This is a genomic window from Lyngbya aestuarii BL J, assembly GCF_000478195.2.
Classification (GTDB): domain Bacteria; phylum Cyanobacteriota; class Cyanobacteriia; order Cyanobacteriales; family Microcoleaceae; genus Capilliphycus; species Capilliphycus aestuarii.
Genome location: NZ_AUZM01000023.1, coordinates 13,349 through 39,485, shown reverse-complemented (window position 1 = coordinate 39,485; position 26,137 = coordinate 13,349). Strand labels below are relative to the sequence as shown.

Here is a 26,137-nt window from a genome sequence, read left to right as displayed (position 1 = left end):
GATCAACAAATTGCGACTAAATAATCGGCGTTTCAACGACTTCGTGATGGTGTCCGCCACAGTGACCTTGACCTCTGTGACCCTTGCGGTTTCCGCATCCCGACTCAAGGCTTGATGTCAATAAAACCTGCTGAAGTTCGGCCAAAAGTTGACGGACTTTTTGCCATTCTACCGCATCGGGCGAAGCTGCATTACATTCTTGTTGCCAACGATTCATCAACGCTTGTAGGTCGTTCTCTGCGAAGCCCACCGTCTCCCCATTATCCAACTGTCGGGTAATTTCGAGCAACTGTTCTTTCAGCGCCATCGGTACGCGAATGGTTTGGGTTTGCCCGTGTCTCCAAGCCCCCGGACGTCCGGCACCGTGACGACATCCTCCTCTTCTGTGCATATTCGTTCAACTCCTTGCGTTGCGATGTCTCTATCTTAGACCGGTTTTAATTTTGTGACAATATCTAAAACACTTTTATAGAAGAAGGTATAGATTTTGTGACGGAAATATAGACTTTGGGTTATGTTGCGCGGAGAGGGGGCGTGCATCCCAACAACCCCGACAACAGTTGAAGGTTATTGTCAATAAATTTTGATTGTCTGGAAACCCTAACAAAATTATCCTTAAGCCGTAACCAAATTATTGCCTAAATCTTAGTAAAAAAAGCGGGATTTAAACAATTGAATATTGTTGTCAATTAACTTTTTAGAATCATTTAAAAATTTCCCAAATGAACCGAGACAAAAGACCTGAAATCGACTCAGCGCAAGTTTTATACGAACTTTTGAACAATAAAATTTGTAAAAAAAAAAGAGTTCTACTTGTCATTAGAAGCAAAAAGGATTAATCTAGAATTAGAAAGTAACTTAACCTTCGTTTAACCGACTCTGGCACCAAGGGATTAAGTTCAGCATCTACTCTAGATTCCCCCAAAGGAGGTGGAATATGACCAACACGACCCCGCAACCGATTAATACAGCAATTGAAGTGGTTCATGCAACGCCGGGACGTGTGCGAATAAAAGTCAGGAGTCACAAAGAAACAGTCGCCCAAAACCTGCGACAAATAGAAGGAGTCTACAGCGTTATTTTACATCCCAACACCGAGAGTTTGGTGTTAAAATTTGACACGCGAAAACTCTCGCTATCTCAACTTTTAGCACAGTTAACCGTTTCTCACTGTGCATTAGAAAATCAATTCAAAAATCAATCAGAAAGTCAGCACCTTTCTCCCGATGAAGCGGTTAAATTGACCTCAACATCCGAACCCTCAACAGAAGTGATTGAAACCTTAATTCGGATGATTGCAGCGATGCTATTAAACCGACATTTAGGACTTAGCGGTTGGGTATCGCTTCCGGTTTCCTACGCAACCAGTCAAGCCACAGCAAAAGTCATCAACGGCGTCAAACCCCAACTGAAGAACGCTGCATTATTAACCGCCAATTTGAATCCCAAAAATTCTAGCAATCTTCAAGACAAAAACTTAGAAATCAGCGTCATTCATTCAACACCCGGACGAATTCGGCTGAGAGTTCCGCAAGTCAGAGAAGATTCCCGTTACGCCAAACGCCTAGAAAGATTCGCCGAACAAATTTCTGGGATTAAAACCATTAATATTAATCCCACAACCGCTTCGGTGACAATCATTCATCAATTTAATAGTGTTGTCAAACTGGAGAGTGAGTTAAACCGTTTGTTTGAGAAAGTTGCAGAAAGCCAACCCAATCTTTCTGAAATATTAACCACTCCGGTAACAACTTCCGAAATACAAGTCGCCCCATCCATTGAAGAAGCAAAACCCGAAACAATAGTCGAAAATATTGTTGAAAATTCGGTTAAACCAAAAGTAGAAACCGTTTCAGAAACCGCCGTCAATTCAACCCCAAACATTCCGGAGAAAAAAGGAAAATTTTCAGAATTTAAGTCTTCCATGCTGTCAATGTTTTTAAACTTTATGGCAGGTCGTCCCGCACCTCAGACGGTCGGCTAGTTCAACGCAAAACCTTTTCACCCTTTGAATAAAGCGAGGAAATTTATCATGGCACACCTTCATCTATTGAGAACCTTCAAACAAACATCAGTGACAACCGCAGCGGTCGGAGTCGGTGCATTAGTCTTAGTTCCCCTACTCGTTCCCGTTGCCAAAACTGTCGCCAAAGCCAGTATAAAAAGCGGCGTTAAACTTTATCATAACGGACAAAAAGCGCTCGCCGAAGTGGGAGAACTTTGGGAAGATACCATCGCCGAAGCCGAAGCCGAATTAGCCGCAGAAAATCCCGGTAAACAAACCGTAGATGTTCAAATTGCTGCCAACTAATTTACTCATTAGTGATTGTATGAATTCCCCCTTTCATTTCCGCAGAGGGAGTTGGGGGAAAGATTCAACAATTTGACAACAATACAACCCCCCGGCTTTTATTTGGGGTGTGAGAACAGTTATAATAAGAGATCATGTAATTAGCTGCAAAATTCCTAATCCCTAAAACTCTATGGTTTCAACTGTTCCTGCCCTCAACACCGATAACCTCTCTCAACTGCGACTAGAAATTCGCAATTTACAACCCCAATTAGTCGAATGGCGTCGCCGACTTCATCAACGTCCTGAATTGGGGTTTAAAGAACAGTTAACCGCAGAATTTATTACAGAGAAATTAAAAGCTTGGGGAATTGAACATCAAACCGAAATTGCCAAAACCGGAATAGTCGCCACCATAGAAGGTCATCAGCCCGGGCCAGTTTTAGGAATTCGGGCGGACATGGATGCTTTACCCATACAAGAAGAAAATCAAGTCTCTTATAAGTCCCAACATGACGGGATAATGCACGCTTGCGGACATGACGGACATACGACTATTGCATTGGGTACCGCTTATTATTTAGCCAATCATCGTCAAGATTTTCAAGGAATAGTTAAAATCATCTTTCAACCCGCAGAAGAAGGCCCAGGCGGTGCTAAACCGATGATTGAAGCAGGAGTGTTAAAAAATCCTGATGTTGATGCGATGATCGGACTACATTTATGGAATAATTTAAAATTAGGAACAGTTGGGGTGAGAAGTGGAGCATTAATGGCGGCGGTCGAGTTGTTTGAATGCACGATTCAAGGCAAGGGCGGACATGGGGCGATGCCCAATCAAACAGTTGATTCTATTGTGGTTGCAGCCCAAATTGTTAATGCTCTACAAACCATTGTTGCTCGTAATGTTGACCCGTTAGAATCTGCGGTGGTAACAGTCGGTTCCCTTCACGCCGGACACGCCAATAATGTGATTGCAGACTCAGCCAAAATGACCGGAACTGTGCGATATTTTAACCCCAAATATGCGGGATTTTTTGGTAAACGTACCGAAGATATTATCGCTGGAATTTGTCAGGGTCAGGGGGCGAGTTACGATTTGAATTATTATTCGTTTTATCCCCCAGTTATTAACGATAGTCGCATAGCAGAGTTAGTCAGAAGTGTCGCGGAAACGGTAGTAGAAACCCCCGTCGGAATTGTCCCCGAATGTCAAACAATGGGCGGCGAAGATATGTCCTATTTCCTACAAGAAGTTCCCGGTTGTTATTTCTTTTTGGGTTCGGCAAATGCGGAAAAAGATTTAGCCTATCCCCATCATCATCCCCGGTTTGATTTCGATGAAACAGCGTTGGGAATGGGCGTAGAAATGTTCGTGCGTTGCGTTGAAAAATATTGTTCAAAACAGCAATGATCAAGAAAATTGTGGTAATATTAATTAAGGGATATAAAATGTTTATTTCTCCCTTATTACCCCCCAGTTGTCGATATCAACCCACCTGTTCAACCTACGCAATACAAGCGGTTGAACGTTTTGGCGTGATTCAAGGGGGATGGTTGGCAATTAAAAGAATTCTCCGCTGTCATCCCTTTCATCCGGGCGGATATGACCCCGTTCCTCACAAACATAAACATTCCCCAAAATGTAAGAAGTAGTTGTTAGATTTTGAGGCTAAAGTTGGGGTTAATTCGGTTTGTTAGTTTGGGGGTGCAAGCAAGAGCGCCCCTACGTTTTACCAGTTTAAAAGTTTATGGATTAATAAATGATGAATTCAATTATGAATTATGAATGATCAATTTTCCCTGTTCCCCGATCCGGTGTTCCCTCAAAACTGACCCTACAGGATTTCCCCACAGAAAAATCAGGTGTTAACAATCAAGAATGTTATGCTAACACCTGGAAAAGTGAACCAATTTGAACAACTCTACGTCTTGAGAATTAAACAAATCGACTCGCATGAAGGACGCTCCGATCATGTTCACCTCCAAATTAAACCGTTCCGGAACATCTCTATTAATTGCATTGGGGTTAACCGTTAGTGTGGCGACCCCCGTAATTTTTAACCCCAACCCCGCCGTCGCCCAACGTTTCCCCGGTTCTCTCCGACGCGATGGAATTACCGCCGGAACCCTGATTCCCATTGAATACGAAACCGCCGAGAAAATCGTCCTTACCCCCGAGGAAACCGTCCCTGTAACCCTCAAAGTCTCAAAAGAGGTTCGGACAACCTACGGACAAGTTTGGCTTCCCCAGGGGTCAGAAATTAACGGAGAATTGCGCCCTGCCTCTGGGGGTTCTCAGTTTATCGCCGATGAAGTCATCCTGGGAAATGGTCGGCGCTATCGCCTCAACGCCAATTCTCAAGTCGTGACTCGTACCGAAACCATTCGTAAAGGGGCTTCTGCGGGTGATATTCTCAAAGGGGCTGCAATTGGGGCAGCCGCAGCAACAGCCATTGCAGGAATTGTCGGAGATAAAGCGATCGCCACCGAAGAAGTCTTAGGGGGTGCCGGACTCGGTGCGATCGCGGGTGTATTCTTAGGACGGGAGAAAGTCGAAGTTCTAGTGATTCGTCCCGAAGAAGACCTAGATTTAAGATTACAATCAGATCTCGTTTTTCGTTAATTTAAGCTAGGGGGTAGGGTAAATTGACTAGACACCCCTTTCCTCGTAGGAGAGGGGTTGGGGGTGAGGTCAAAAACGGTTAATTTCAAAATAAAATAGAGGGTGCAAACTTCAACCTCTAAAAACATTTAACAAAATTCCTATGATTTTACGGTTTAAAAAATATCTCGCTTTATTTAGTCTAATTCTAAGCTTAACAGTTATCATTAACGTTCTCAACCCCAAACTCGGTTTAACAGTCGAAACCTGGATCGCCCAAACCATACCGAGTCCTCGCTTTTCTCCCCCAATTCTCTGTAACATTGGTGAAGATTGTTTTATCTTACTTTATCCCGATCGCGATCCCTCGACCGCGGCTGTTGATTTTGGGTGCGGACGGCAAACCTATGATGGTCATAAAGGAACTGATTTTGCCATATCAGATGCAGGAATAATGGCCTACGGTGTACCCGTTTTAGCCTCTGCCCCTGGAAAGGTTTTGCGTGTGCGAGATGGAGTCGAAGATCGTCGGGTTCAAGATGAATTTGACCGATATGCTGTAGAAGGAAGTGAATGTGGGAACGGCGTTGTGATTGATCACAGTATCATTTCCAATGGTGTTGGCTGGGAAACTCAATATTGTCATCTCCGCCAGGGGAGTATTGAAGTGCAGCCCGGAGATATCGTAGACACGGGCAATGTTTTGGGACTGGTCGGGGCTTCCGGTTTGGCTTCATTTCCCCACGTTCATCTGAGTGTACGTTATCAAGGTCAAGTGGTTGATCCATTTGTGGGGCCAAATGCGTCATCCGGTTGTAATGTCAGACAAAATTCCCTTTGGGATCGACCCCTTCCCTACACCCCAACTGGGTTAATTCGGGCTGGGTTTGCGACAGAACCACCGAACTTAGATAAACTCTGGGATGGAGAATTTACTGAAACTCTCTTTTATACTGACGATCCGGCTATTTTATTTTGGATACAAGCTTATGGTACACTCTCCGGCGATCGCGTCGAATATCAGCTTTATGATCCGCGAGGTCGAACTGTGGTTGAACACCAAGAACGGCTTGACTCACCCAGTCGGACTTGGCTAGGTTATATTGGCAAGAGAAACAATCCTCAACAGCCTTTGATTCCTGGAACTTGGCGTGGAGAATACCGTTTAATTCGGGATGGAAAAATCCTCATTGATGTGAACCGAGACGTTCAATTACAATAATCCGTTTTTTGGAGCAAAATCTATCTTAAGGTGAGTTAACAAATCATATTTGTATCTTCTAATATTAACTTTTATAAGGAAATCAACGAACTGACTTGATTTTTAAAAATTATGGTCTTCAATGATCCGATCCCAGATCATTTCATTACCCAAACACCCTTGGCACTGGCGGGGCTGTTTCATTCTCAGTTAAAAATTGCCGGGGTTGATGGTGAGTCCACCCCCGTGCGCGGGAACAAGCGCGTTGAGGGGAGTGGCTATCCCGTTGGGGGTGAAAGGGTGAAAGGGTGATGGGGAGAGGAGTTTTTTCCGAGGAAAAATAGCTTTTTATTAATAAAAATCCTCCCTACCTCCCTACCTCCCTACCTCCCCACCCCCCCACAAATCAAGTTTTAGGGCTAGAACGAAGCGGCCCTCCTTGGCACTGGGGAACTTAACTTGGCAGTTCGGAGCATATTTCTTATATTACAGCTAGAACTTTAAACTTCTTCTAGCTGACAGAGATGAATATTAACCGTTTTTTTAAAGGCTTGAAAGCTATGTTGCTGGATTCTCCTAGAAAGGCTCAGATTTATTCAGGAATGGGTGCTATTGTTCATTCCCAAGGGGTCGCATTTCGGGTCTGGGCGCCCAACGCCTCAAAGGTTTATGTTATGGGTAGTTTTAACAATTGGTCAGAGACGGCCAATCCCTTAGACAGTGAAGAAAATGGATATTGGTATGGGGATTTACCCGAAGCCAAAGTGGGTGATGAGTATCGCTACATTATCGTTAATAAAGACACAGACGAAACCTACAAACGCAAAGATCCCTATTCTAGAGAAGTTACGAATTCCAATGGAAATTCAGTGGTTGTTTCTCCTGATTTTTCATGGGAAGATCAAGACTTTTCTCCTCCCAATTGGAATGAATTAGTTATTTATGAAATGCACATCGGTACTTTCGCCGATAAACCCGGTGGAAAACCCGGAACTTTTAAAAGTGCAATTCGAGCATTACCCTATCTCAAAGAGTTGGGTATTAATGCGATTGAAATTATGCCCAGTGCTGAATTTGCAGCCGATTTTTCTTGGGGTTATAATCCCTCTGATATTTTTGCCGTTGAAACGGCTTATGGGGGTTCCCAAGCTTTTAAAGAATTTGTGAATGCTGCTCATCAAAATGGCATGATAGTGATTTTAGATGTAGTTTATAATCACTTTGGTCCTAGTGATTTAGATTTGTGGCAATTTGATGGTTGGAGTGAAAATGATAAAGGAGGGATTTACTTCTATAATGATCGACGAGCTAAAACTGCATGGGGAAATACTCGTCCTGATTATGGTCGTCCAGAAGTGCGTCAATTTTTGCGCGATAATGCGTTAATGTGGCTAACAGAATATCACATTGATGGACTGCGGTGGGATTCAACTTTAAATATCCGCTCGATGGAAGAAGATGGAACAGAAATTCCCGAAGGTTGGAGTTTGATGCAGTGGATTAATGAGGAAATTAAGAGTCGTTTTCCGAATAAGATTAATATTGCAGAAGACCTCAGAAATAACCCCTGGATCACCAAAGAAACGGGTGCAGGTGGAGCGGGATTTGATGCTCAATGGGACCCAAATTTTATTCATCCCGTTCGAGGGGTAATTAAGGCTCCTGATGATGCTTCACGGGATTTGAATACCCTTCGAGATGCAATTGTTCATCAGTATAATTTTGATGTATTTGAGCGGGTTATTTTCCTAGAAGCCCACGACGAACCCCGACTTCCCAAAGAAATTTGGCCTGGGAATGCTCAGAGTTGGTTTGCTCGCAAACGCTCAACATTAGGCACGGTTTTAATTCTCACCTCTCCCGGTATTCCGATGATTTTTCAAGGTCAAGAATTACTTGAATATAACGACTTTGAAGATACCGATCCCTTAGATCTAACTCAGCGAGAAACTTTTGAGGGAATATTTGCACTGTATCGAGATTTAATTCGTTTACGCCGAAATTTAGAGGGTAATACTCGAGGATTACTTGGTCAAAATGTGAATGTTTATCACCTCAATAATAATGATAAACTTATCGCTTTTCATCGTTGGGAAACGGGCGGTGCAAAAGGTGATGTTGTGATTATTCTGAATCTTGCTGATCGTAGCTATGATAGTTATAATTTAGGCTTTCCTAAGAAGGGAACTTGGCGGGTACGCTTTAATAGTGACTCCCAACATTATAGTTCCGACTTTGGCAATTCTGGAGGGTGTGATATGATTGCTGAAGAAGGTGAAAAAGATGGATTAGAGTATAATGGAAATATTGCGATCGGCCCCTACAGTGCGTTAATTTTATCTCAAAATCCTGAAGATGTTAATGATTAATCTCCCAGTTTTCAGGATTAAAAGTAAAGTTATTTTATTAGCCTTGTAAAAGATGAACCCCCTCATATTCTAGACGAGGGGGATCTTTTTTTAATTAAATCTAATCGGGTTAAGGCATGGAAATGGGTTGAATAAACTGCTGATTTGCCCGAACATAACAACCTTTATTTGTTAATAACCAAGGACTCTTTCCACGACTCAACTCAAAAGCATTAGCCCGGTCTTTATTGACTTCAATTTGATCAACATTCACCCGATAAACCTGTTGAATTTTACCATTGGGTTTATCTCGACAATTGAGTTCACCATCACTAGAGGTTACTTTCCATTTCGGCCATGTAGAATACCGCAAGGGTTCAGAAAGCCAAGTCCCGGAATTCTTCCAGTTAAAATCTCCTTTTGCATCGGCAGAAGGTAAAGCTTCAACTAAGTTTAATGTATAGGTTTTACCCACCGAAGTACAATTCTGCCCACCCTTAACTTTCCAGGTGACTTTTGCACCCATTTTCGCAGAACGGCCAATCTGACGACGAAGGATGGTAATATCACCAATACATTCTCCTTTGCCATCTAAACCGCGATCAGAAAAAGTCCCTTGATAAATGTAAGAACCGGGAACACCTTCCCCTGTGATAATGCGGATATCTCCGACAATTCTACGACTCTTAACCGTTGTCGAATAATTACCCGAAAATGGGCGGCTAGCATCCGGTTTAACCACTAGAGTCGTTGTTCCACTGGTGCTTTTGTAAGTCGAAGCTAAAGCCGGACTAGACATCAATAAAAAGCCGGCAGCTACAGATAATAAACTGAGTGCTTTTAATTTAAAATTTTTCATCATTTGCTTCCCTGGTAAAGACATCTATAAGAAGTCTCCCTTTCCTTTACAAACACCTCACTAAGAGTTCAGTACAGTTTGAAAAAAATTTTACTAATCTCTACAGTAAGCATTGTCTGTTTGACTCTCCTTCTTCTTCAATTCATCCGTATACCATTTCGCAAATGTCGATTAATTTTTTAGAAAGATTGATTAACCCATCTAGAGTTTATTGAAAATAATCTTAAAATTAGTGAATTTTGTATAACAAGATTCGGTAAACCCATCCGATTATATGTCTTGATTTTAACGGGATGCGCTCAACAATTCTAAAGAAATTGTAGATTTCTTGCCGATTCGTTGCAGTCGTCGTCAAAAATCGTGAAAAAGGTAAAGCCGGATCAAAATTACAGAATCCGTTTTGCCCGCTAAATTTGATGTGATAGGATAACTCAATGTACGAAAAAATTACCCCTCCAAGCACAGGCGAAAAAGTTACCTTCAACAATGGTGAACCCGTAGTCCCCGATAATCCGATTATCCCCTTTATTCGCGGAGACGGTACGGGAATTGACCTCTGGCCGGCCAGTCAACGGGTGCTAGATGCCGCAGTCGAAGCCGCTTACGGAAGTCAACGGCAAATTAGCTGGTTCAAGGTTTACGCCGGAGATGAAGCGTGTGAACAGTATGGCACCTATCAGTATCTCCCCCAAGATACCCTCACCGCCATCCAAGAATACGGAGTTGCCATTAAAGGCCCTCTAACAACCCCTATTGGTGGCGGAATTCGTTCGTTAAACGTAGCACTCCGTCAAATTAACGATCTTTACGCCTGTGTTCGTCCGTGTAAATATTATATGGGTACGCCCTCCCCTCACAAAACCCCGGAAAAATTAGATGTGATTATCTACCGGGAAAATACAGAAGATATTTACTTAGGAATTGAATGGAAAGAAGGGAGTGAAATTGCTCAAAAACTGATTCATATCCTCAATAGTGACTTAATTCCAGCGACACCCGAACATGGTAAAAAACAAATTCGCCTTGACTCCGGGATTGGCATCAAACCGATTAGTAAAACAGGTTCTCAACGGTTAGTGCGTCGGGCGATGCAACACGCTTTAAGGTTGCCCAAGGCTAAACAAATGGTGACTTTAGTGCATAAAGGGAATATTATGAAATATACCGAAGGTGCATTTAGAGATTGGGGTTATGAACTGGCAACGAGTGAGTTTCGTAACGACTGTATTACCGAGCGAGAATCTTGGATTTTGGGTAATAAAGAAGATAATCCTAATATTTCTAACGAAGATAATGCTCGAAAAGTTGAACCCGGATATGATGGGTTAACGCCCGAAAAACGCCAGGAAATTGTGCAGGAAGTGGCGCAAGTTTTAGAGGCAATTTGGGAAACTCATGGCAATGGTAAATGGAAAGAAAAAGTCATGGTCAATGACCGAATTGCAGATAGTATTTTCCAACAAATTCAAACTCGACCTGCGGAATATTCTATCCTGGCGACGATGAACTTGAACGGCGATTATTTATCCGATGCGGCGGCGGCGATGGTCGGCGGTTTAGGAATGGGGCCAGGTGCAAATATTGGCGATCAATGTGCGATTTTTGAAGCGACTCACGGCACCGCTCCCAAACACGCAGGTTTAGATCGAGTTAACCCTGGATCGTTAATTCTTTCCGGCGTGATGATGTTAGAATATATGGGATGGCAAGAAGCAGCAGACTTGATTAAAAAAGGATTAGGTGCTGCTATTTCTAATCAGGAAGTCACCTATGATTTAGCTCGGTTAATGGAACCTCCCGCCCCAGAGTTGAAGTGTTCTGAATTTGCTGAAGCCATTATCAAACATTTCCAGGATTAAAGCTTAAGAATCAAGGGTAGGGTGGGCATTGCCCATCCGACTCTATTGCCAACAAGGAGAGGAAGCTAATAATGCTTCAGTATCTTGACTATTCTCAGGTTTAGCCCAATGATAACCTTGAGCCAGTTGACAGCCCCAACTCCGCAATATTGCCAACTGTTGTTCTGTTTCTACGCCTTCTGCAATCACTTCCAGTCCTAAACTATGAGCTAAGTTAATAATCGCAGAGGCAATTTTTGCGGTTCCATTCGACTGAGTAATCGCCGCGACAAAAGACCGATCTACTTTTAAAGTTGTAATCGGAAAATAATATAACCGACTTAAGGAAGAATAACCCGTGCCAAAATCATCAATACATAACTGAATCCCTAATGCAGTGAGTTGTTCTAAAATGGGAATCACAGTCTCAGCTTTTTGAGCGATCGCACTTTCAGTAATTTCCAACTTCAAATAACGCGGATCACAGCCAGTTTCTGTTAAAATATCAGCAATTATTTCTACTAAATTGGGATAGGTCAGTTGGTGAATAGAAAGATTCACACTCATAAATAAAGACGGAGATTGAGGAAACGTCAACTGCCAAAGTTTCGCCCTCTGACAAGCTTCTCTAAGCACCCATTGACCAATAACTTGAATCAGTCCTGTTTCTTCAGCAATCGGAATAAAATAATTAGGCGGAATCATCCCCCGTTCAGGATGTTGCCAACGCAACAAGGCTTCAAACCCCGTAATTCGCCCTGTATCCGTAGCGATAATCGGTTGATAATAAACTTGCAGTTGGTGATCATCAATCGCTCGTCGTAAGTCATTTTCAAGCTGAAGCCGTTCAAGAGCATGACGGTGCATCGTTTGATCAAAAACCATATAACAAGCCTTACCGCCCGCTTTTGCCTGATGTAGAGCCGTATCGGCATCTCGGATCATATCTTCCGGGTGATCATAGCTCGGACTACTGAGGACCACTCCCAGACTAGCGCTGATAAATACCTCTTGATTTTTCAGATTTAGCGGTTTGTTGAGATATTGTTGAATACGTTCGGCCACCTGAGAAACTTTCAGCAAATCTCGAACTTGATCGAGCAAAATGACAAACTGATCGCCTCCGAGTCGCGCCACCATATCTGTGGGACGAATACAGCTTTCTAGACGTTGACCAATCGTCGTGAGAAGTTGATCACCCGCTTGATGACCTAAACTATCATTAATCAGTTTAAATCGGTCTAAATCCAACAACAAAACAGCAAATAAATAATCGGGATGCTGCCCGGAGCGATCAATTGATTGTTGTAGCCTTTGCAGGAATAGACTGCGATTGGCTAAACCCGTTAGTGGATCGAGATTGTTTTTCGTTGAAAATTGAGTTGGAATCGGGTTTTGAGGGATAATTTCTCGGTGAATCGATAAATAATAAATAATTTGTCCCTGGTTGTTAAAAATCGGTTCAACGTAACAGTGGTTCTGAAATTCGCTACCATCTTGACGATAATTGATCGCTTCTCCCTCAAATACTTGTCCTCGGGCTAAAGCTTGCTTGAGGCGTTTGAGGACACGATGATCTGTGTTAGGGCCTTGGAGAATTTGAGGAGTTTGACCGACAATTTCTGCCGATGAGTAACCGGTAAGCTTTGTAAAAGCTGCGTTGATATAAACAATTTCGGGTTCGCGACCATGAAGATGACTCGTGGTGATCATCACTGCATCTGTCGTGATTTGTAAGGCTTTGGCAAAGATGTGATGCTGACACAGGTCTCTGGAGGCTAGAGATGAAAGTTCGTTACAGTTTGAGGGTTCTATTTCCAGATTGTCTTCTGGATAAAAAAACGAATAGTTGTGTTGTCTGGGTTCTGTGGGATAGCAGCAACATATTTCCTCTTTTTCAATTCGAGCAGCAAACTGATTAAAGTTATTTACACCCATAAGGAACTTTCCGCTACTTTAGATCTTCTGTGTTGATATCAGGAGTTGGGATAATAGCTCAACCGATGCAAGCCGAGCCAAACCGATGACATGACAGACATACACTCGATTGAGTGACTGGGCTGAATGATTTCGGCAAAATTTATAGAAATAATGTTAAACGTTCTGGGCAAATAATACTAATGTGCATTCCCAAACGGCAACCTCCAGCAACGAAGGGTTGTACCCCTTGATTGCCAGATCCTTACCCTTTTGTTGAAATTGTGACGTATCTTTAGGGAAAAGAGAACCCCCAATTCGACCCCAGGAAAATACAATTTCTCCTCAAACAAGCTACAGAATCTTCTGGGCAATCGAAAGTTTGTGCGATACTACAGAAGATCCTGTAGCTAAATATTGCACCACAGGCGATGAGTCGCAGTTTAATTGCACAATGCCATTAAAGGTTCTGACCATCTCTAGATTTTTGATCCGCTGTATCCAGCATCAGGCGATTGAACTGGCAATTTGAAGTTCTGAACCGACCTGTCAATTGTGAAGGTGTACATTAGAGATGTCACTTTGCTTCTAGACTGGATGCAGAACTCGTGATTAGGAGGGCTGTCATTGACTGAGGAGAATAAATCAACTCTGACAACGATGTCGCGTAAAGAATTACGGGAGTTAGTCCGCTCGCAACTGCAAGTTTTATTAGAACGAGGAGATTTGCAAGCGGCTAAAACGATTTTAGTTCCCGTACAACCTGCTGATATTGCTGAAGCCATTGAAGGTTTACCCGAAACGATGCAGGTGATTGCTTTTCGTCTATTATCCAAAGACGAGGCGATTGAAGTCTACGAACAACTTGACTCTAGTGTTCAGCAGTCTTTGTGTGAAAAATTCAAACGCCAGGAAGTGATTGACATTGTTGATAAAATGTCGCCCGATGATCGCGCTAGACTATTTGAGGAGCTACCTGCGGCGGTTGTTCGTCGGTTGGTGTCTCAACTCAGCCCCACTGAACGTCAAACCACAGCGTTGTTACTGGGGTATGAAGCCGGTACCGCCGGGCGAATTATGACCCCAGAGTATATCTCTTTGAAGGAGCATTACACGGTTGGTCAAAGTTTGGAGCGAATTCGCAGTTTAGCCAATGTTACTGAAACAATTTATTCGCTTTATGTGACGGACTCGGATCGACAATTAACCGGAATTCTCTCCTTGCGAGACTTAGTGACGGCTCAACTGGATCAAACCATTGGTGAAATTCTCAACCGGGATTTGGTTTGTGTGCAAACTGATACCGATCAAGAGGAAGTCGTTCGCATTATCCAACGGTATGATTTTCTAGCAATTCCGGTGGTTGATAGTGAACAGCGACTGGTGGGAATTATCACCGTGGATGATGTGCTAGATATTTTGCAAGAAGAAACCACTGAAGATATTTATGCACTCAGTGGGGTGCAGTCTGAGGGAGATAATTATTTCCAAGCCAGTTTGTTAACGGTGGCTCGCCGACGGGTGATTTGGTTATTGATTTTGCTGCTAACTAATAGTGTCACGGGCGCCATTCTCAAAATGCAGCAAGATCTCCTGCAACAAGTGGTGGCGTTGTCGTTCTTTATTCCGTTATTAACCGGAACAGGAGGAAATGTCGGCGCTCAGTCTTCTACTGTGGTGATTCGCGGGATGAATACCGATGAAATTCGGGCGATGGGGCCATTACAAGTGATTTGGCGCGAAGGTTTAGCAGGTGCTTTACTTGGGACAATTTTAGGGGTTTTAGCAACCGTTTGGGCAACTGTATTTATTGTTGAGGGGAATGTATCTATTGCTTTGTCTGTGGGAATTAGCTTAGTGGCGATTTCGATTTTGGCATCGGTAGCGGGTTCAGCTTTGCCGTTTTTATTTCGCACTTTGGGGTTAGATCCGGCGTTAATGTCGGCTCCGTTTATTACAACGGTCGTTGATGTTCTCGGTGTTTTGATTTACTTCAATTTAGCTCGATTGATTTTGCAACTCTAACTAAGGTTATGAAAATTTATAATGGGCTAGAAATTGTTGAGTCAGCTTTTCTTGCCCTTGCTATGATCGCGATTGTAGCGGCGATGATGGGGGGCGTTTCCCTTCTAGCTGCAATTATTCCTTTGACTTTTTCTTTGATATTTAATCAAATTAATCGATATCATTTCGCCCAACAGCAGCACAAAAGTACCGCTCACTTGAAAAAATTGTTTGATCATGATCGGGTAATATTAACGGAATTGATTGAACAGTTAAAAACGCTTCAGTCTTCTTCCCCATCCTGGGTTTTAGAGCAATGGCATCCCAATCATTCACCCGAAATGACTCAACCGGGTGTTGAAACTGAGACTAATCATTCCCTATTTCCCAGTTTGCTCGAACGACAAGTGCTTCTAGAACAAACGGTTCAAAAGGTACAACAAGAGATTGAGATGGTTGTGGTTAACTTTCAACGCCGACCTGAATTAGAACAAATTGAGCATCTCACGAGCGTGATTGTTGATTTACAACAGTTTATCAATCAATTGCCTCAATGGGGTCGATTACAACAGCAGCAGTTGACGGAACTTCGCGATCGCGTCGAGTCGGCGTTAAATGAGTTGTCCCAGGAAAAGGCCGAAATTCCCCAACAGGTAGAACGGGTACGCCCACATCCAGAGCCAAACTTGCGCGATCGCGATTCTTGACTATCTGGAGATTCAAAAAATTATATAGAGTTAAGATATCTATAACTCCGACACAGCTTAGGTTTGAAGATAAAGTTGTCGGTCGTTCTCCGTATTTTCACGGAGTGTCAAAATGAACGGCTCCCAAAAGATCAGTATAATCAACATTTTCAACAGGGGTAGGTTCTCGATATTATAGTCTTGGTAGATGTGAAGCTCGTTTTCTCTCCCCGGCCCCAGAAGTCGGGGTTTTTGTTGTCAATAAACCATTAAATCCCATATTTCTAAATGCACTGGAAGCTGATCAGAGGATTGGATAATGGTATACTGGTTACTTCAGAGTAATCTCAAGTATGATCGAGTCACCAACGCGATTCGAGATGATGCTGGTTATTTGCGTACCCAACAGCACGAACTTTCAGGGCCGCAACAGTGGCAACGAGTTCACGAACTCAAAAGTTAATTTAATTTAATTTTGATTACTTTTCTAAGCTATAAAATAACCTTTATGAGTTATAGTAAAAGACAATCATCCGGGAATGACACAACATAATTGTAAGTTAACGATAATCTCCGATGGCAGTAAAAAAAACAGAAATATATAGCTCATTATGGGCGGGATGTGATGAATTACGGGGTGGCATGGACGCATCCCAATATAAGGATTATGTTCTGACTCTGTTGTTTATGAAATATGTGTCTGATAAATATGCAGGGGATGAGGATAGTATAATTGTTGTGCCGGAGGGGGCTACTTTTGACGATTTGGTGGCTCTGAAGGGGGATAAAGAAATAGGGGATAAAATTAATAAAGTTATTAGCAACCTGGCAGAAGAAAATGACCTTAAGGGAGTAATAGATGTTGCCGATTTTAATAATGAGGATAAGCTCGGCAAGGGTAAGGAAATGGTTGACCGTCTCTCTCGTTTGGTGGCTATTTTTAATGATATAGATTTGAGTGCTAACCGGGCGGAAGGGGACGATCTATTAGGGGATGCTTATGAATATTTGATGCGTCATTTTGCTACGGAGTCTGGTAAAAGTAAGGGGCAATTTTACACTCCGGCGGAGGTGTCGCGGGTGGTGGCGAAGGTGTTGGGTATTCCTCCAAATACTTCTCAAGATGCAACGGTGTACGACCCCACTTGTGGCTCTGGCTCCCTGTTGTTGAAAGTTGTAGATGAATCTCCTCATGGTTTGACAATTTACGGGCAAGAAATGGATAACTCTACGGTTGCCCTCGCCCGGATGAATATGTTTATGCACAATTATCCGACGGCAGAAATTTGGCAAGATAATACTCTCTCTTCTCCTTATTGGAAAAATGATGATGGCGGTCTGAAAACTTTTGACTTTGCCGTTGCTAACCCTCCCTTTTCTTATAAGTCTTGGAGTAATGGCATTAATCCAAGTATGGACGAATTTAACCGTTTTGAGTACGGGGCACCCCCTGCCAAAAATGGGGACTATGCTTTTTTGTTGCACATTCTCAAATCTCTCAAAAGTAAGGGTAAAGCTGCGATTATTTTGCCCCACGGGGTACTGTTTCGCGGTAATGCTGAGGCAATTATCCGTCAGGAGTTGGTGCGCCGGGGTTACATTAAGGGTATTATTGGCTTACCTGCTAATTTATTTTATGGTACTGGTATCCCTGCCTGCATTATTGTCATTGACAAAGCTACTGCTGCTAAACGTCAAGGCTTATTTATGGTGGATGGGAGTAAGGCGTTTATCAAGGATGGTAATAAAAACCGCCTCCGCAGTCAAGATATTCATAAAATTGTGGATGTATTTAACAATCAAATTGAATTACCCCGCTACAGTCGCATGGTTAGTTTGGGGGAAATTGCTCAGAATGATTATAACCTGAATATTCCCCGCTATATAGATTCTAGTTTGCCGGAAGATATTCACGACTTAAACGCGCACCTGAATGGAGGCATCCCTAACGCGGATATTGCAGCTTTAGATAACTATTGGCAAGTCTTCCTTTCTCTCAAAACAGACTTATTTGCTCCAGTTAGAAAAGGTTACTCAAAATTAGCCAATGTTAATTATCAGTTATCAATTAAAAATAATTCCGAATTTAATGATTTTGCAGAGCGGACTTTAGCAATTTATCGTAAATGGCGTAAAAGTCACGAGCAACGGTTAAAGGGTATTGCTAGGGGTGAAAAGCCGAAAGATTTAATTACTGAGATATCCGAGGATTTACTCAAGCGGTTTATTAAAGCCGAATTGATAGATAAATATGACATTTATCAAATATTAATGGATTATTGGGCGGAGGTAATGCAGGATGATGTTTATCTATTGGTGCAGGATGGTTGGGAAGCGGGGAAAGTTTGGCGGGAGTTGGTGGTGAAAAAAGGGGAAAAGTTGAAGGAAACTCCAGATTTGATAATAGGTAAGCAGAAATTTAAGACGGAATTAATACCCCCTGGGTTGATTATTGCTCGGTATTTTCCTGACAAACAAACACATATTAATAAGTTGCAAACAGACTTAGATACTATTACTCAGGAGTTGGAGGAATTTATTGAGGAAAATAGTGGGGATGAGGGAATGTTAACTGATGCTTTTAACGATAAAGGTAATCTGACAAAAACTAGCGTTACTGCTCGTATTAAGGAAATAAAAGGAGACAAGGATGCAGAGGATGAGTTAGTGGTGTTGCAGCAATGTCTGAAATTGTTTGATATGCAGACTAAGATGAAGAAAAAGGTGGCAGATGCTCAAGTGGTATTAGATAAAATGGTATTTGCTAAATATCCTGAGTTGACAGAGAAGGAGATAAAAATTCTGGTGGTTGATGATAAATGGCAGGCTACTTTGGAGGGTAATATTAAGACAGAAATTGAACGGGTGAGGCAACAGTTGGCTGGTAGGGTGAAGGTTTTAGACGAACGTTATGCTGAAACTTTGCCAGAGTTGGAGATGGAAGTGGAAAATTGGGCGAATAAGGTTGAGGAGGATTTACAATTGATAATTGATAATTAATAATTAATAATTAATAATTAATAATTTAAGGAAGTTAAAAAAAATGAGTTTGATTATTTCTGATGCAATGATAAAAGCTAGTAATAATTGGTGAATTTTATGAGTGATGAGAGGGTGCCGAAGGGGTATAAAAATACTGAGGTTGGGGTTATTCCTGAAGATTGGGAGGTTGTTTTGTTAGATTCAGTTGCCAAACGTGGAAGCGGTCACACACCAGATAAAAAATACCCAGAATATTGGAATGGGAATATTAAATGGATATCATTAAAGGATTCAGACCTACTTGATGCTCTCTATATTGATGATACTACTGACAAAACTACTCCTTTAGGAATTGCAAACTCATCTGCTGTAATTCATCCAGCCGGAACAGTTATTTTATCTCGTGATGCTGGAGTCGGTAAAAGCTCTATTCTGAGTAGTGAGATGGCTGTTAGTCAGCACTTTATAGCCTGGCAATGTAGTCTTGAACTAGACAATCATTTCCTTTACTACTGGTTACAAATAAAAAAATCTGAATTTGAACGCATTGCTATTGGTAACACAATAAAAACTATTGGATTTCCTTATTTTAAAGATTTTAAAATACCTTTCCCACCCCTTCCCGAACAAAAAGCGATCGCCACTACCCTCTCCAACATAGACAACCTAATAACAGCACTGGATAAACTCATAGGCAAAAAGCGAGATATTAAAACGGCAACAATGCAGCAATTATTGACGGGTAAGAAACGCCTGCCTGGGTTTGGTGAGGAGTGGAAACAAATTAATTTAGGAGATATAGCAGAAATTATTAGCGGAGGAACACCAACAACCACAAACTTATCCTATTGGAATGGGAGTATTAAATGGTGTATTCCTACTGATATTACAAGATGCCACAATAAGTACCTATTTGAAACAGAGCGCAAGATTTCATATTTAGGACTAAAGAATAGTGGAGCGCAGCTACTTCCTGCTGGCACATTACTATTGTGTAGTCGAGCCACTATAGGAGAAGTCAAAATTGCAGGTTGTGAAATTTCCACAAATCAAGGGTTTAAGTCTATTGTCTGTTCTGACACAATAGATAACGAGTTTATTTATTATAAATTGCTAACCATGAAGCAGCAGATGATTGAGAGAGCATTTGGTTCGACATTTTTAGAAATATCAAAATCAAATGTTACTGCGCTTGAGCTTTCAATTCCTCCTTTTCCCGAACAAAAAGCGATCGCCACCATCCTCTCCAACCAAGACGAAGAAATAACAGCCTTAGAAAAACGCCTAGCCAAAACAAAAGCCATTAAACAGGGAATGATGCAAGAATTACTAACAGGAAAAACAAGACTAATTAATAATGGATAATTAATAATGGATAATTAATAACTGATAGCGTAGCTCCTCCGTAGGAGGCTAACTGAAAAAACTGATAACTGATAACTGATAACTGAAAAAAATGATTGGAGAAAAAGAAATTGTCACTCAAAACCGAATCATCCAACTCTTTCAAAACCAACTCGGCTATACCTACCTTGGTAACTGGCAATATCGGGAAAATAACCGTAATATTGAAACGGAATTATTAACCCAATGGCTAACAAAACAAGGTATTAATCAAACCCTAATTAATAAAACTCTCCGGGAACTTGGCCAAGCTGCTGCCCTGGGAGATATCCAAAATCTATATGATGCGAATAAAGCAGTTTATAGTCTGCTGCGTTACGGCGTGAAAGTAAAAGAGGGAAAGGACAAACAAACAGAGACCGTCTGGCTCATTGACTGGAAACACCCGGAAAATAATCATTTTGCCATTGCTGAAGAGGTGACTGTCCAAGGCAAAAACAAGAAACGCCCGGATATTGTGATCTATGTTAACGGTATTGCTCTTGGTGTTTTAGAACTGAAACGGTCTAGCGTCTCCGTGAGTCAAGGTATCCGTCAAAATTTAGACAACCAAACAAAAGAGTTTATCCGCCCCTTTTTTACCACCCAACAATTATTAATGGCGGGCAACAATTCCGAGGGACTCCGTTACGGTACTATTGAGACTCCAGAAAAATATTATCTGGAATGGAAAGAAGCAGAGGAAGTCAGAAGCCAGAAGTCAGAAGTTAGAAGTTTGGAGTCGGAAGTTAGTAAGTTGGATTGGCATCTTAGTCTGCTGTGCAATAAAAGCAGATTTTTAGAGATTATTCATAACTTTACCATATTTGACAAAGGAACTAAAAAGATTTGTCGCCATAACCAATATTTTGGGATTAAAAAAGCTCAAGAATTTCTACAAAGGCGAGAAGGGGGCATTATTTGGCATACCCAAGGCTCCGGTAAAAGTCTGACAATGGTATGGCTGGCAAAATGGCTTAGGGAAAATATTACAGGGGCGCGGGTTTTAATTATTACAGACCGCATTGAATTAGACGAACAGATAGAGGGCATATTTTTAGGAGTAGAGGAGAATATTTACAAAACCCAAAACGGAGACGATCTAATAACTACCCTCAACCAAAGCGCACCCTGGTTAATATGCTCCCTCATTCATAAATTCGGTAGTCGGGAAGAAAAGGAAATAAAAAAAGCCACAGACCAATTCATCCGAGACTTGCAAAGCCAGCACTTCACCCCCAAAGGCAACATTTTTGTATTTGTGGATGAATGTCACCGCACCCAGTCGGGGAAACTACACGGTGCGATGAAGAAAATATTACCCGATGCGGTATTTATTGGTTTTACTGGCACCCCGTTGTTAAAGCAAGACAAACAAAAAAGCGTCGAAGTCTTTGGTCAATATATCCATACCTACAAATTTGATGAAGCCATAACCGACGGCGTAGTGTTAGACCTCCGTTATGAAGCGCGGGATATTGACCAATATTTGACATCCCAGGAGAAAGTAGACCAATGGTTTGAAGCCAAAACGCGGGGGTTGTCCGAGTCAGCTAAAACTCAAATTAAAAAGAAATGGGGCACCATGCAAAATGTATTGTCTAGCAAGTCGCGCCTGGAGCAAATAGTTAGTGATATTCTCCTAGATATGGAAATTAAACCCCGTCTAATGGATGGGCGTGGGAATGCCATGTTAGTTTGCTCTAGTATATACCAAGCTTGTAAGGTTTATGAACTATTTGCTGTTACTGACTTGGCTGGCAAATGTGCCATTATTACTAGCTATCAGCCATCGGTTCAAAGTATTAAAGGGGAGGCAACGGGAGCAGGAGACACAGAAAAATTACATCAGTATCGCATTTACCGTCAAATGCTGGCTAACTATTTTAATGTGTCGGAAGATGAGGCTATTAAGCGGGCGGATAAATTTGAGGAACAGGTAAGGGAACGTTTTGTCAAGGAACCCGGTCAAATGCGTTTGTTGATAGTAGTAGATAAATTACTGACTGGTTTTGACGCTCCCTCCGCTACCTATCTCTATATTGACAAAAAGATGCGGGACCATAATTTATTTCAAGCTGTTTGTCGAGTTAACCGTTTAGATGGAGAAGACAAAGAATATGGCTATATTGTGGATTATAAAGACCTGTTCAAACAATTACAAGGGGCCGTTACGGACTATACAAATGAAGCTTTAGATGGTTATGATGCTGCTGACGTCCAAGGGTTATTGAGCGATCGCCTGGAAAAAGGAAGGGAACGTCTAGAGGAAACTTTAGAAATAGTAAGAGCGTTATGCGAACCCGTATCACCGCCCCGCGACTTTAGAGAATATCAGCGTTATTTTTGTGCAGAAGACACCGGGGATAAAACTGCCCTAGCTAATAATGCAGGGAAACGGGTTCATCTCTATCAGTCTGTTAATGCTCTAGTTCGTGCTTATGCTAATATTGCCAACGACACGATCAAAATTGGCTATACTGCTGCCGAAGCTAATGATATTAAAGCAGAAGTAAAACATTATCAATATATGCGAGATGAAATCAAACTGGCAAGTGGGGATAGTGTGGACATGAAAGCCTACGAGCCAGCAATGCGACATTTATTAGATACCTACATCCGCGCCGAACATAGCGAAGTAGTCTCTAACTTTGCAGACTTAGGTCTCATCCAACTGATAGTAAAAAACGGACTGGGAATATTAGAACAACTGCCCGATAACATGAAAACAGACCAAGAGGCAATGGCTGAAACCATAGAAAATAATATGCGGAAAATTATTATAGACGAAACTCCAGTCAACCCTAAATATTACGAAGAAATGTCAGAACTATTAGACGCTCTGATTCAAGAACGACGACAAGCAGCCAGTAACTATCAAGAGTATTTAGCAAAAATTCAACGATTAGCGACACAGATAGTCAGTCCCGAAACCGCCTCAGAATCTAACTATCCTCCTGACTTAAATACTCCCGGTAAGCGATCGCTCTACGATAACTTAGGAAAAGATGAAGATTTAGCAATTAGAGTAGATAAAACTATACTCTCGACTAAAAAAGAAAGCTGGATCGGCAACCGCTTTAAGGAACGGGAAATTAAGAACGCTATTAAGAAAATTATAGGTAATTGCGATATTGATGTCAAGGATCTTCTGGAGTTAATCAAAAACCATGACGAATACAAATAACCAAACAACCGAAACCAATATAATAGTTAGTGACATTCCGGTGCTAGTAGTACAGAAATCTATCAAACACTTAAACCTGGGAGTTTACCCTCCTGACGGTCGCGTTCGTGTTGCTGCCCCCCTACATTTCACAGCCGATAATATTCGTCTGGCAGTAGTATCCAAACTATCTTGGATAAAAAAACAACAAGCCAAATTTCAAGCCCAACCCCGCCAGTCAAAACGAGAAATGGTTTCCGGTGAAACTCATTATATATTTGGTCGTCCGTATCAGTTAGAAGTTATCGAACGTTGTGGTAGTGATGAAATTATGCTCACAAATAATCACATTCTACAGCTATTTATTAAGCCAGGCACATCTACCGAAAAACGCGCCAAAGTGTTAAATGAATGGTATCGCCACCAACTCAAATCTAGAGTACCAGAATTATTAAACAAATGGCAAGAAATTATCGGCGAAGAAGTTAATGATTGGGGTATTAAGAAAATGAAAACCAAGTGGGGAAGCTGCAATATAACCAAGCGTCGTATTTGGCTTAACCTAGAACTTGCAAAGAAACCCATTGAATGCCTGGAATATGTGTTAGTGCATGAGTTAGTACATCTGTTAGAACGATATCATAACCAACGTTTTATAGCATACATGGATAGATACTTACCCCAGTGGCAAAAATGTCGCGATATTTTGAATAGTGAACCGTTGGGGGAGTTGTAAAATAGTTTGGGCGAATGATTAAAGTCTTTGGTTTTAATAGTGATTAAAAATTCATTTCCCAAAATTGTCAAAGATATTGTGAAAGGACTGCCAAAAAGTAATTATTCAGTCTTGAACAAACGACACAGTGACTTAATAATCGGTTTGAATAGCAGAATTTAAGCTCAACTCCCTGGCGTTTTTCTCCTATTTAAAAAAATGTTTAATTAAAACACACACGTTTATTATAGTGACAATGACAGTTAATGTGTTAACGGGAGATGACAACCTGAAAAATAGGACTTTCACCGATAATGACATCTAATTTGTTAAATCACGATAATCGCCTGCGATCGCATAAAACCTATTAAAAAAACGCTATAATCACTATTATAGTTTGACTACAGCGTTTTGATTTTTCGATCACACTAATTTGTTAAGACGACAGATAATTAGTTAATGTACAGTTTTTATCTAATAAAAAAAATCAATAACCTTTTATCCCTTATTGTTGTTGATGTGTAATTTCTAGGACATAAGGATGATAACTATCGGGATCATAGGAACCGACCCAAATTTCATAAGTTCCCGAAAGCCACTGACCCTCAATTCCGGGGTTCATATCTAGATAATCATCATTACACCAACTTCCTCCTGGCCCTCGAACAACTAACACCGTATCTTCACTACTTTGAACTCGCAAACTGAGATACTTAAAAAAATCCGTTAACACAATTTTGTGATCCGGTTTTTCATCCACAAAACCCATACAAGCCCCTGTCGGAGTTTCTTCTCGCCCTGCGGTATTTTGAGCAGAAATAGGCCCTCCACTTAAACCTCTAACCGTTAACGGATCGGGTGCAAAATCAGGAGTCAGCTTGACATTTTCAAACATCGGTGTCGTTTTATATTGCAGGGGTTGCGCCTGTGTGGGTGCCGGAAGTAACAACCCTGTTACCGTAAAAATCGCTCCAAACGCTAGTAAATTTAATTTTTGATCTTTTGTCATTGATCAGCAGTTGAGGGTAAGTTTGAGGAGAATTTTAACGAAGTAGAATTTGACCTAAATCTATTTCAGCTAAACCCTGATTCCTGAGAGTCCAAACTCCCCTAACCAAAGCTAGGGGAATCAATTCTTACTTCGAGTCGATGGGTTCTCACTTTTTAGTCAGAGCCATCTGGAGATCCATCTTGATTGTCTCCATTGTCTCTATTGAAATTAGAAACGTCAACTGAAAAATTTTCAATTTTTTTGGAGACTGAAAACCCGTTTAAGAATCTTCTCGACCCAAAAATTCTGCTTTCCAAGATTGAAACTTAGCTAGCAATTCTTGACGATTTTCTGAACGCAATAGATAGCGATAAACAAACCATCCTGAGTATCCCATCCCGACAATTTCTAGGGTAGACTCAACCAAAGGAACATCATTGATCGAATCCAATACACCGACTAATGCTTTGATCGTAACAATAATCAGAACAAGTCCAACCACTGTCCAGAGAGGACGTTGATACTCTCCAAAGAAATTACTGAACGTTTCAGGTAAATCCGAAATAAAATGGAGAACTTTCTCTTTAACGGCTTGGACATCAAGTTGAGAAGTTTCTACGGTTTCAGGGGCTTCTGAAATCACAGGTACAGTCGGTGCTGTCGTTGGAGGTTCGGCTTTAGTTTCTGCCGGAGGCTTGACAACATTAATCGGTTCGGGTTTAACTTCGGGAGGATTCATGGGCGCACTCATTTGTTCGGGTTTAACTTCAGGAGGATGCATCGAAGCACTAATAGGTTCAGCTTTGGTTTCTGCCGGAGGCTTCACCACATTAACAGGTTCCGGCTTGGGTTCAACAGCAGGCTGAGTTGCACTCACAGGTTCCGACTGGGGTGCAGGCGGCTTGGGTGTTGGTGCCACTTCCGGTTTTGTTTCCGCCTTTGCAGGTTCCTCGGAAGTGACGGGAGAGATTGAAATCGACTCAGTGGGAACTTCTGGTTCCGGCTTTTTATTCGCATCCGTCGGTTCTGCGGACTTTTCTGAATTAGAGGACTCAGATGTTTTTGAATCTGCCTCATTATCCGATTTTTGGAATCCGACACCAGATGTTTTTGAATCAGGTTTTTTGGATTTGGAAGAATCTGTCATAATAT

At 41.7% G+C, this 26,137-nt stretch carries 20 protein-coding genes; 15 read left to right on the top strand and 5 right to left on the bottom strand.

Annotation, left to right across the window (positions count from 1 at the left end; genetic code table 11):
• Positions 1 to 16: 16 nt before the first annotated feature.
• Positions 17 to 391, bottom strand: coding sequence for a hypothetical protein (locus M595_RS11890; protein ID WP_023066474.1), 375 nt, complete (start codon positions 389 to 391; stop codon positions 17 to 19).
• Positions 392 to 937: 546 nt separating this feature from the next.
• On the opposite strand from M595_RS11890, the gene M595_RS11885 reads away from it, so the two are divergent.
• The 7 genes from M595_RS11885 to M595_RS11850 all read left to right on the top strand — a co-directional run bounded on the left by M595_RS11885 (position 938) and on the right by M595_RS11850 (position 8,465).
• Positions 938 to 1,984 carry an HMA2 domain-containing protein gene (locus M595_RS11885; protein WP_023066517.1) on the top strand — a complete coding sequence of 349 codons (1,047 nt, stop codon included), beginning with the start codon at positions 938 to 940 and terminating at the stop codon, positions 1,982 to 1,984.
• A gap of 48 nt (positions 1,985 to 2,032) precedes the next feature.
• Positions 2,033 to 2,311 carry a DUF5132 domain-containing protein gene (locus tag M595_RS11880; RefSeq protein WP_023066454.1) on the top strand — a complete coding sequence of 93 codons (279 nt, stop codon included), beginning with the start codon at positions 2,033 to 2,035 and terminating at the stop codon, positions 2,309 to 2,311.
• A gap of 172 nt (positions 2,312 to 2,483) precedes the next feature.
• Complete coding sequence (locus M595_RS11875) at positions 2,484 to 3,704, top strand: M20 metallopeptidase family protein (RefSeq protein ID WP_023066455.1); 1,221 nt, start codon at positions 2,484 to 2,486, stop codon at positions 3,702 to 3,704.
• Entirely contained in the window at positions 3,701 to 3,946 is a 246-nt protein-coding gene (gene yidD, locus M595_RS11870; protein WP_375339242.1) for a membrane protein insertion efficiency factor YidD, read from the top strand. The genes M595_RS11875 and yidD overlap by 4 nt, the downstream gene beginning before the upstream one ends.
• Before the next feature lie 319 nt (positions 3,947 to 4,265).
• Entirely contained in the window at positions 4,266 to 4,916 is a 651-nt protein-coding gene (locus tag M595_RS11865; protein WP_023066485.1) for a hypothetical protein, read from the top strand.
• Between the two features lie 142 nt (positions 4,917 to 5,058).
• Positions 5,059 to 6,117 (top strand): M23 family metallopeptidase, encoded by a 1,059-nt coding sequence (locus M595_RS11860; RefSeq protein WP_023066508.1) that lies wholly within the window; start codon positions 5,059 to 5,061, stop codon positions 6,115 to 6,117.
• A gap of 503 nt (positions 6,118 to 6,620) precedes the next feature.
• Complete coding sequence (locus M595_RS11850; RefSeq protein WP_023066512.1) at positions 6,621 to 8,465, top strand: alpha-amylase family glycosyl hydrolase; 1,845 nt, start codon at positions 6,621 to 6,623, stop codon at positions 8,463 to 8,465.
• A gap of 109 nt (positions 8,466 to 8,574) precedes the next feature.
• Here M595_RS11850 and M595_RS11845 read toward each other — a convergent pair whose 3' ends face one another.
• Positions 8,575 to 9,306 carry a hypothetical protein gene (locus M595_RS11845; RefSeq protein WP_238987067.1) on the bottom strand — a complete coding sequence of 244 codons (732 nt, stop codon included), beginning with the start codon at positions 9,304 to 9,306 and terminating at the stop codon, positions 8,575 to 8,577.
• Positions 9,307 to 9,737: 431 nt separating this feature from the next.
• Here M595_RS11845 and M595_RS11840 point away from each other — a divergent pair, with 431 nt between their 5' ends.
• Entirely contained in the window at positions 9,738 to 11,162 is a 1,425-nt protein-coding gene (locus M595_RS11840; RefSeq protein ID WP_023066463.1) for an NADP-dependent isocitrate dehydrogenase, read from the top strand.
• A gap of 42 nt (positions 11,163 to 11,204) precedes the next feature.
• Here M595_RS11840 and M595_RS11835 read toward each other — a convergent pair whose 3' ends face one another.
• Positions 11,205 to 13,079, bottom strand: coding sequence for a sensor domain-containing protein (locus M595_RS11835; protein ID WP_023066501.1), 1,875 nt, complete (start codon positions 13,077 to 13,079; stop codon positions 11,205 to 11,207).
• A 639-nt stretch (positions 13,080 to 13,718) separates the two neighbouring features.
• Between M595_RS11835 and mgtE the strand changes: the two genes are divergently transcribed.
• The 7 genes from mgtE (at position 13,719) to M595_RS11805 (ending at position 24,015) form a co-directional block, all read left to right on the top strand.
• Entirely contained in the window at positions 13,719 to 15,083 is a 1,365-nt protein-coding gene (gene mgtE / locus M595_RS11830) for a magnesium transporter (RefSeq protein WP_338041649.1), read from the top strand.
• 8 nt (positions 15,084 to 15,091) lie between these two features.
• Complete coding sequence (locus tag M595_RS11825; protein WP_023066459.1) at positions 15,092 to 15,769, top strand: hypothetical protein; 678 nt, start codon at positions 15,092 to 15,094, stop codon at positions 15,767 to 15,769.
• A gap of 298 nt (positions 15,770 to 16,067) precedes the next feature.
• A complete protein-coding gene (locus M595_RS31145) occupies positions 16,068 to 16,211 on the top strand; it encodes a hypothetical protein (protein ID WP_023066503.1) in 144 nt (47 codons plus the stop codon).
• Positions 16,212 to 16,324: 113 nt separating this feature from the next.
• A complete protein-coding gene (locus tag M595_RS11820; protein WP_040483989.1) occupies positions 16,325 to 18,748 on the top strand; it encodes a type I restriction-modification system subunit M in 2,424 nt (807 codons plus the stop codon).
• A gap of 99 nt (positions 18,749 to 18,847) precedes the next feature.
• Positions 18,848 to 20,095, top strand: a complete 1,248-nt coding sequence (locus tag M595_RS11815) for a restriction endonuclease subunit S (protein WP_023066468.1) — start codon at positions 18,848 to 18,850, stop codon at positions 20,093 to 20,095.
• A 91-nt stretch (positions 20,096 to 20,186) separates the two neighbouring features.
• Positions 20,187 to 23,300 carry a type I restriction endonuclease subunit R gene (locus M595_RS11810; RefSeq protein ID WP_023066515.1) on the top strand — a complete coding sequence of 1,038 codons (3,114 nt, stop codon included), beginning with the start codon at positions 20,187 to 20,189 and terminating at the stop codon, positions 23,298 to 23,300.
• 40 nt (positions 23,301 to 23,340) lie between these two features.
• Positions 23,341 to 24,015 (top strand): M48 family metallopeptidase, encoded by a 675-nt coding sequence (locus tag M595_RS11805; RefSeq protein WP_238987066.1) that lies wholly within the window; start codon positions 23,341 to 23,343, stop codon positions 24,013 to 24,015.
• 484 nt (positions 24,016 to 24,499) lie between these two features.
• On the opposite strand, the gene M595_RS11800 is transcribed toward M595_RS11805, so the two are convergent.
• Together M595_RS11800 and M595_RS30130 are read right to left on the bottom strand one after the other, a co-directional pair.
• Entirely contained in the window at positions 24,500 to 25,003 is a 504-nt protein-coding gene (locus M595_RS11800) for a hypothetical protein (protein ID WP_023066476.1), read from the bottom strand.
• A 262-nt stretch (positions 25,004 to 25,265) separates the two neighbouring features.
• Positions 25,266 to 26,132 carry a CAAD domain-containing protein gene (locus tag M595_RS30130; protein WP_023066466.1) on the bottom strand — a complete coding sequence of 289 codons (867 nt, stop codon included), beginning with the start codon at positions 26,130 to 26,132 and terminating at the stop codon, positions 25,266 to 25,268.
• Positions 26,133 to 26,137: the final 5 nt, after the last annotated feature.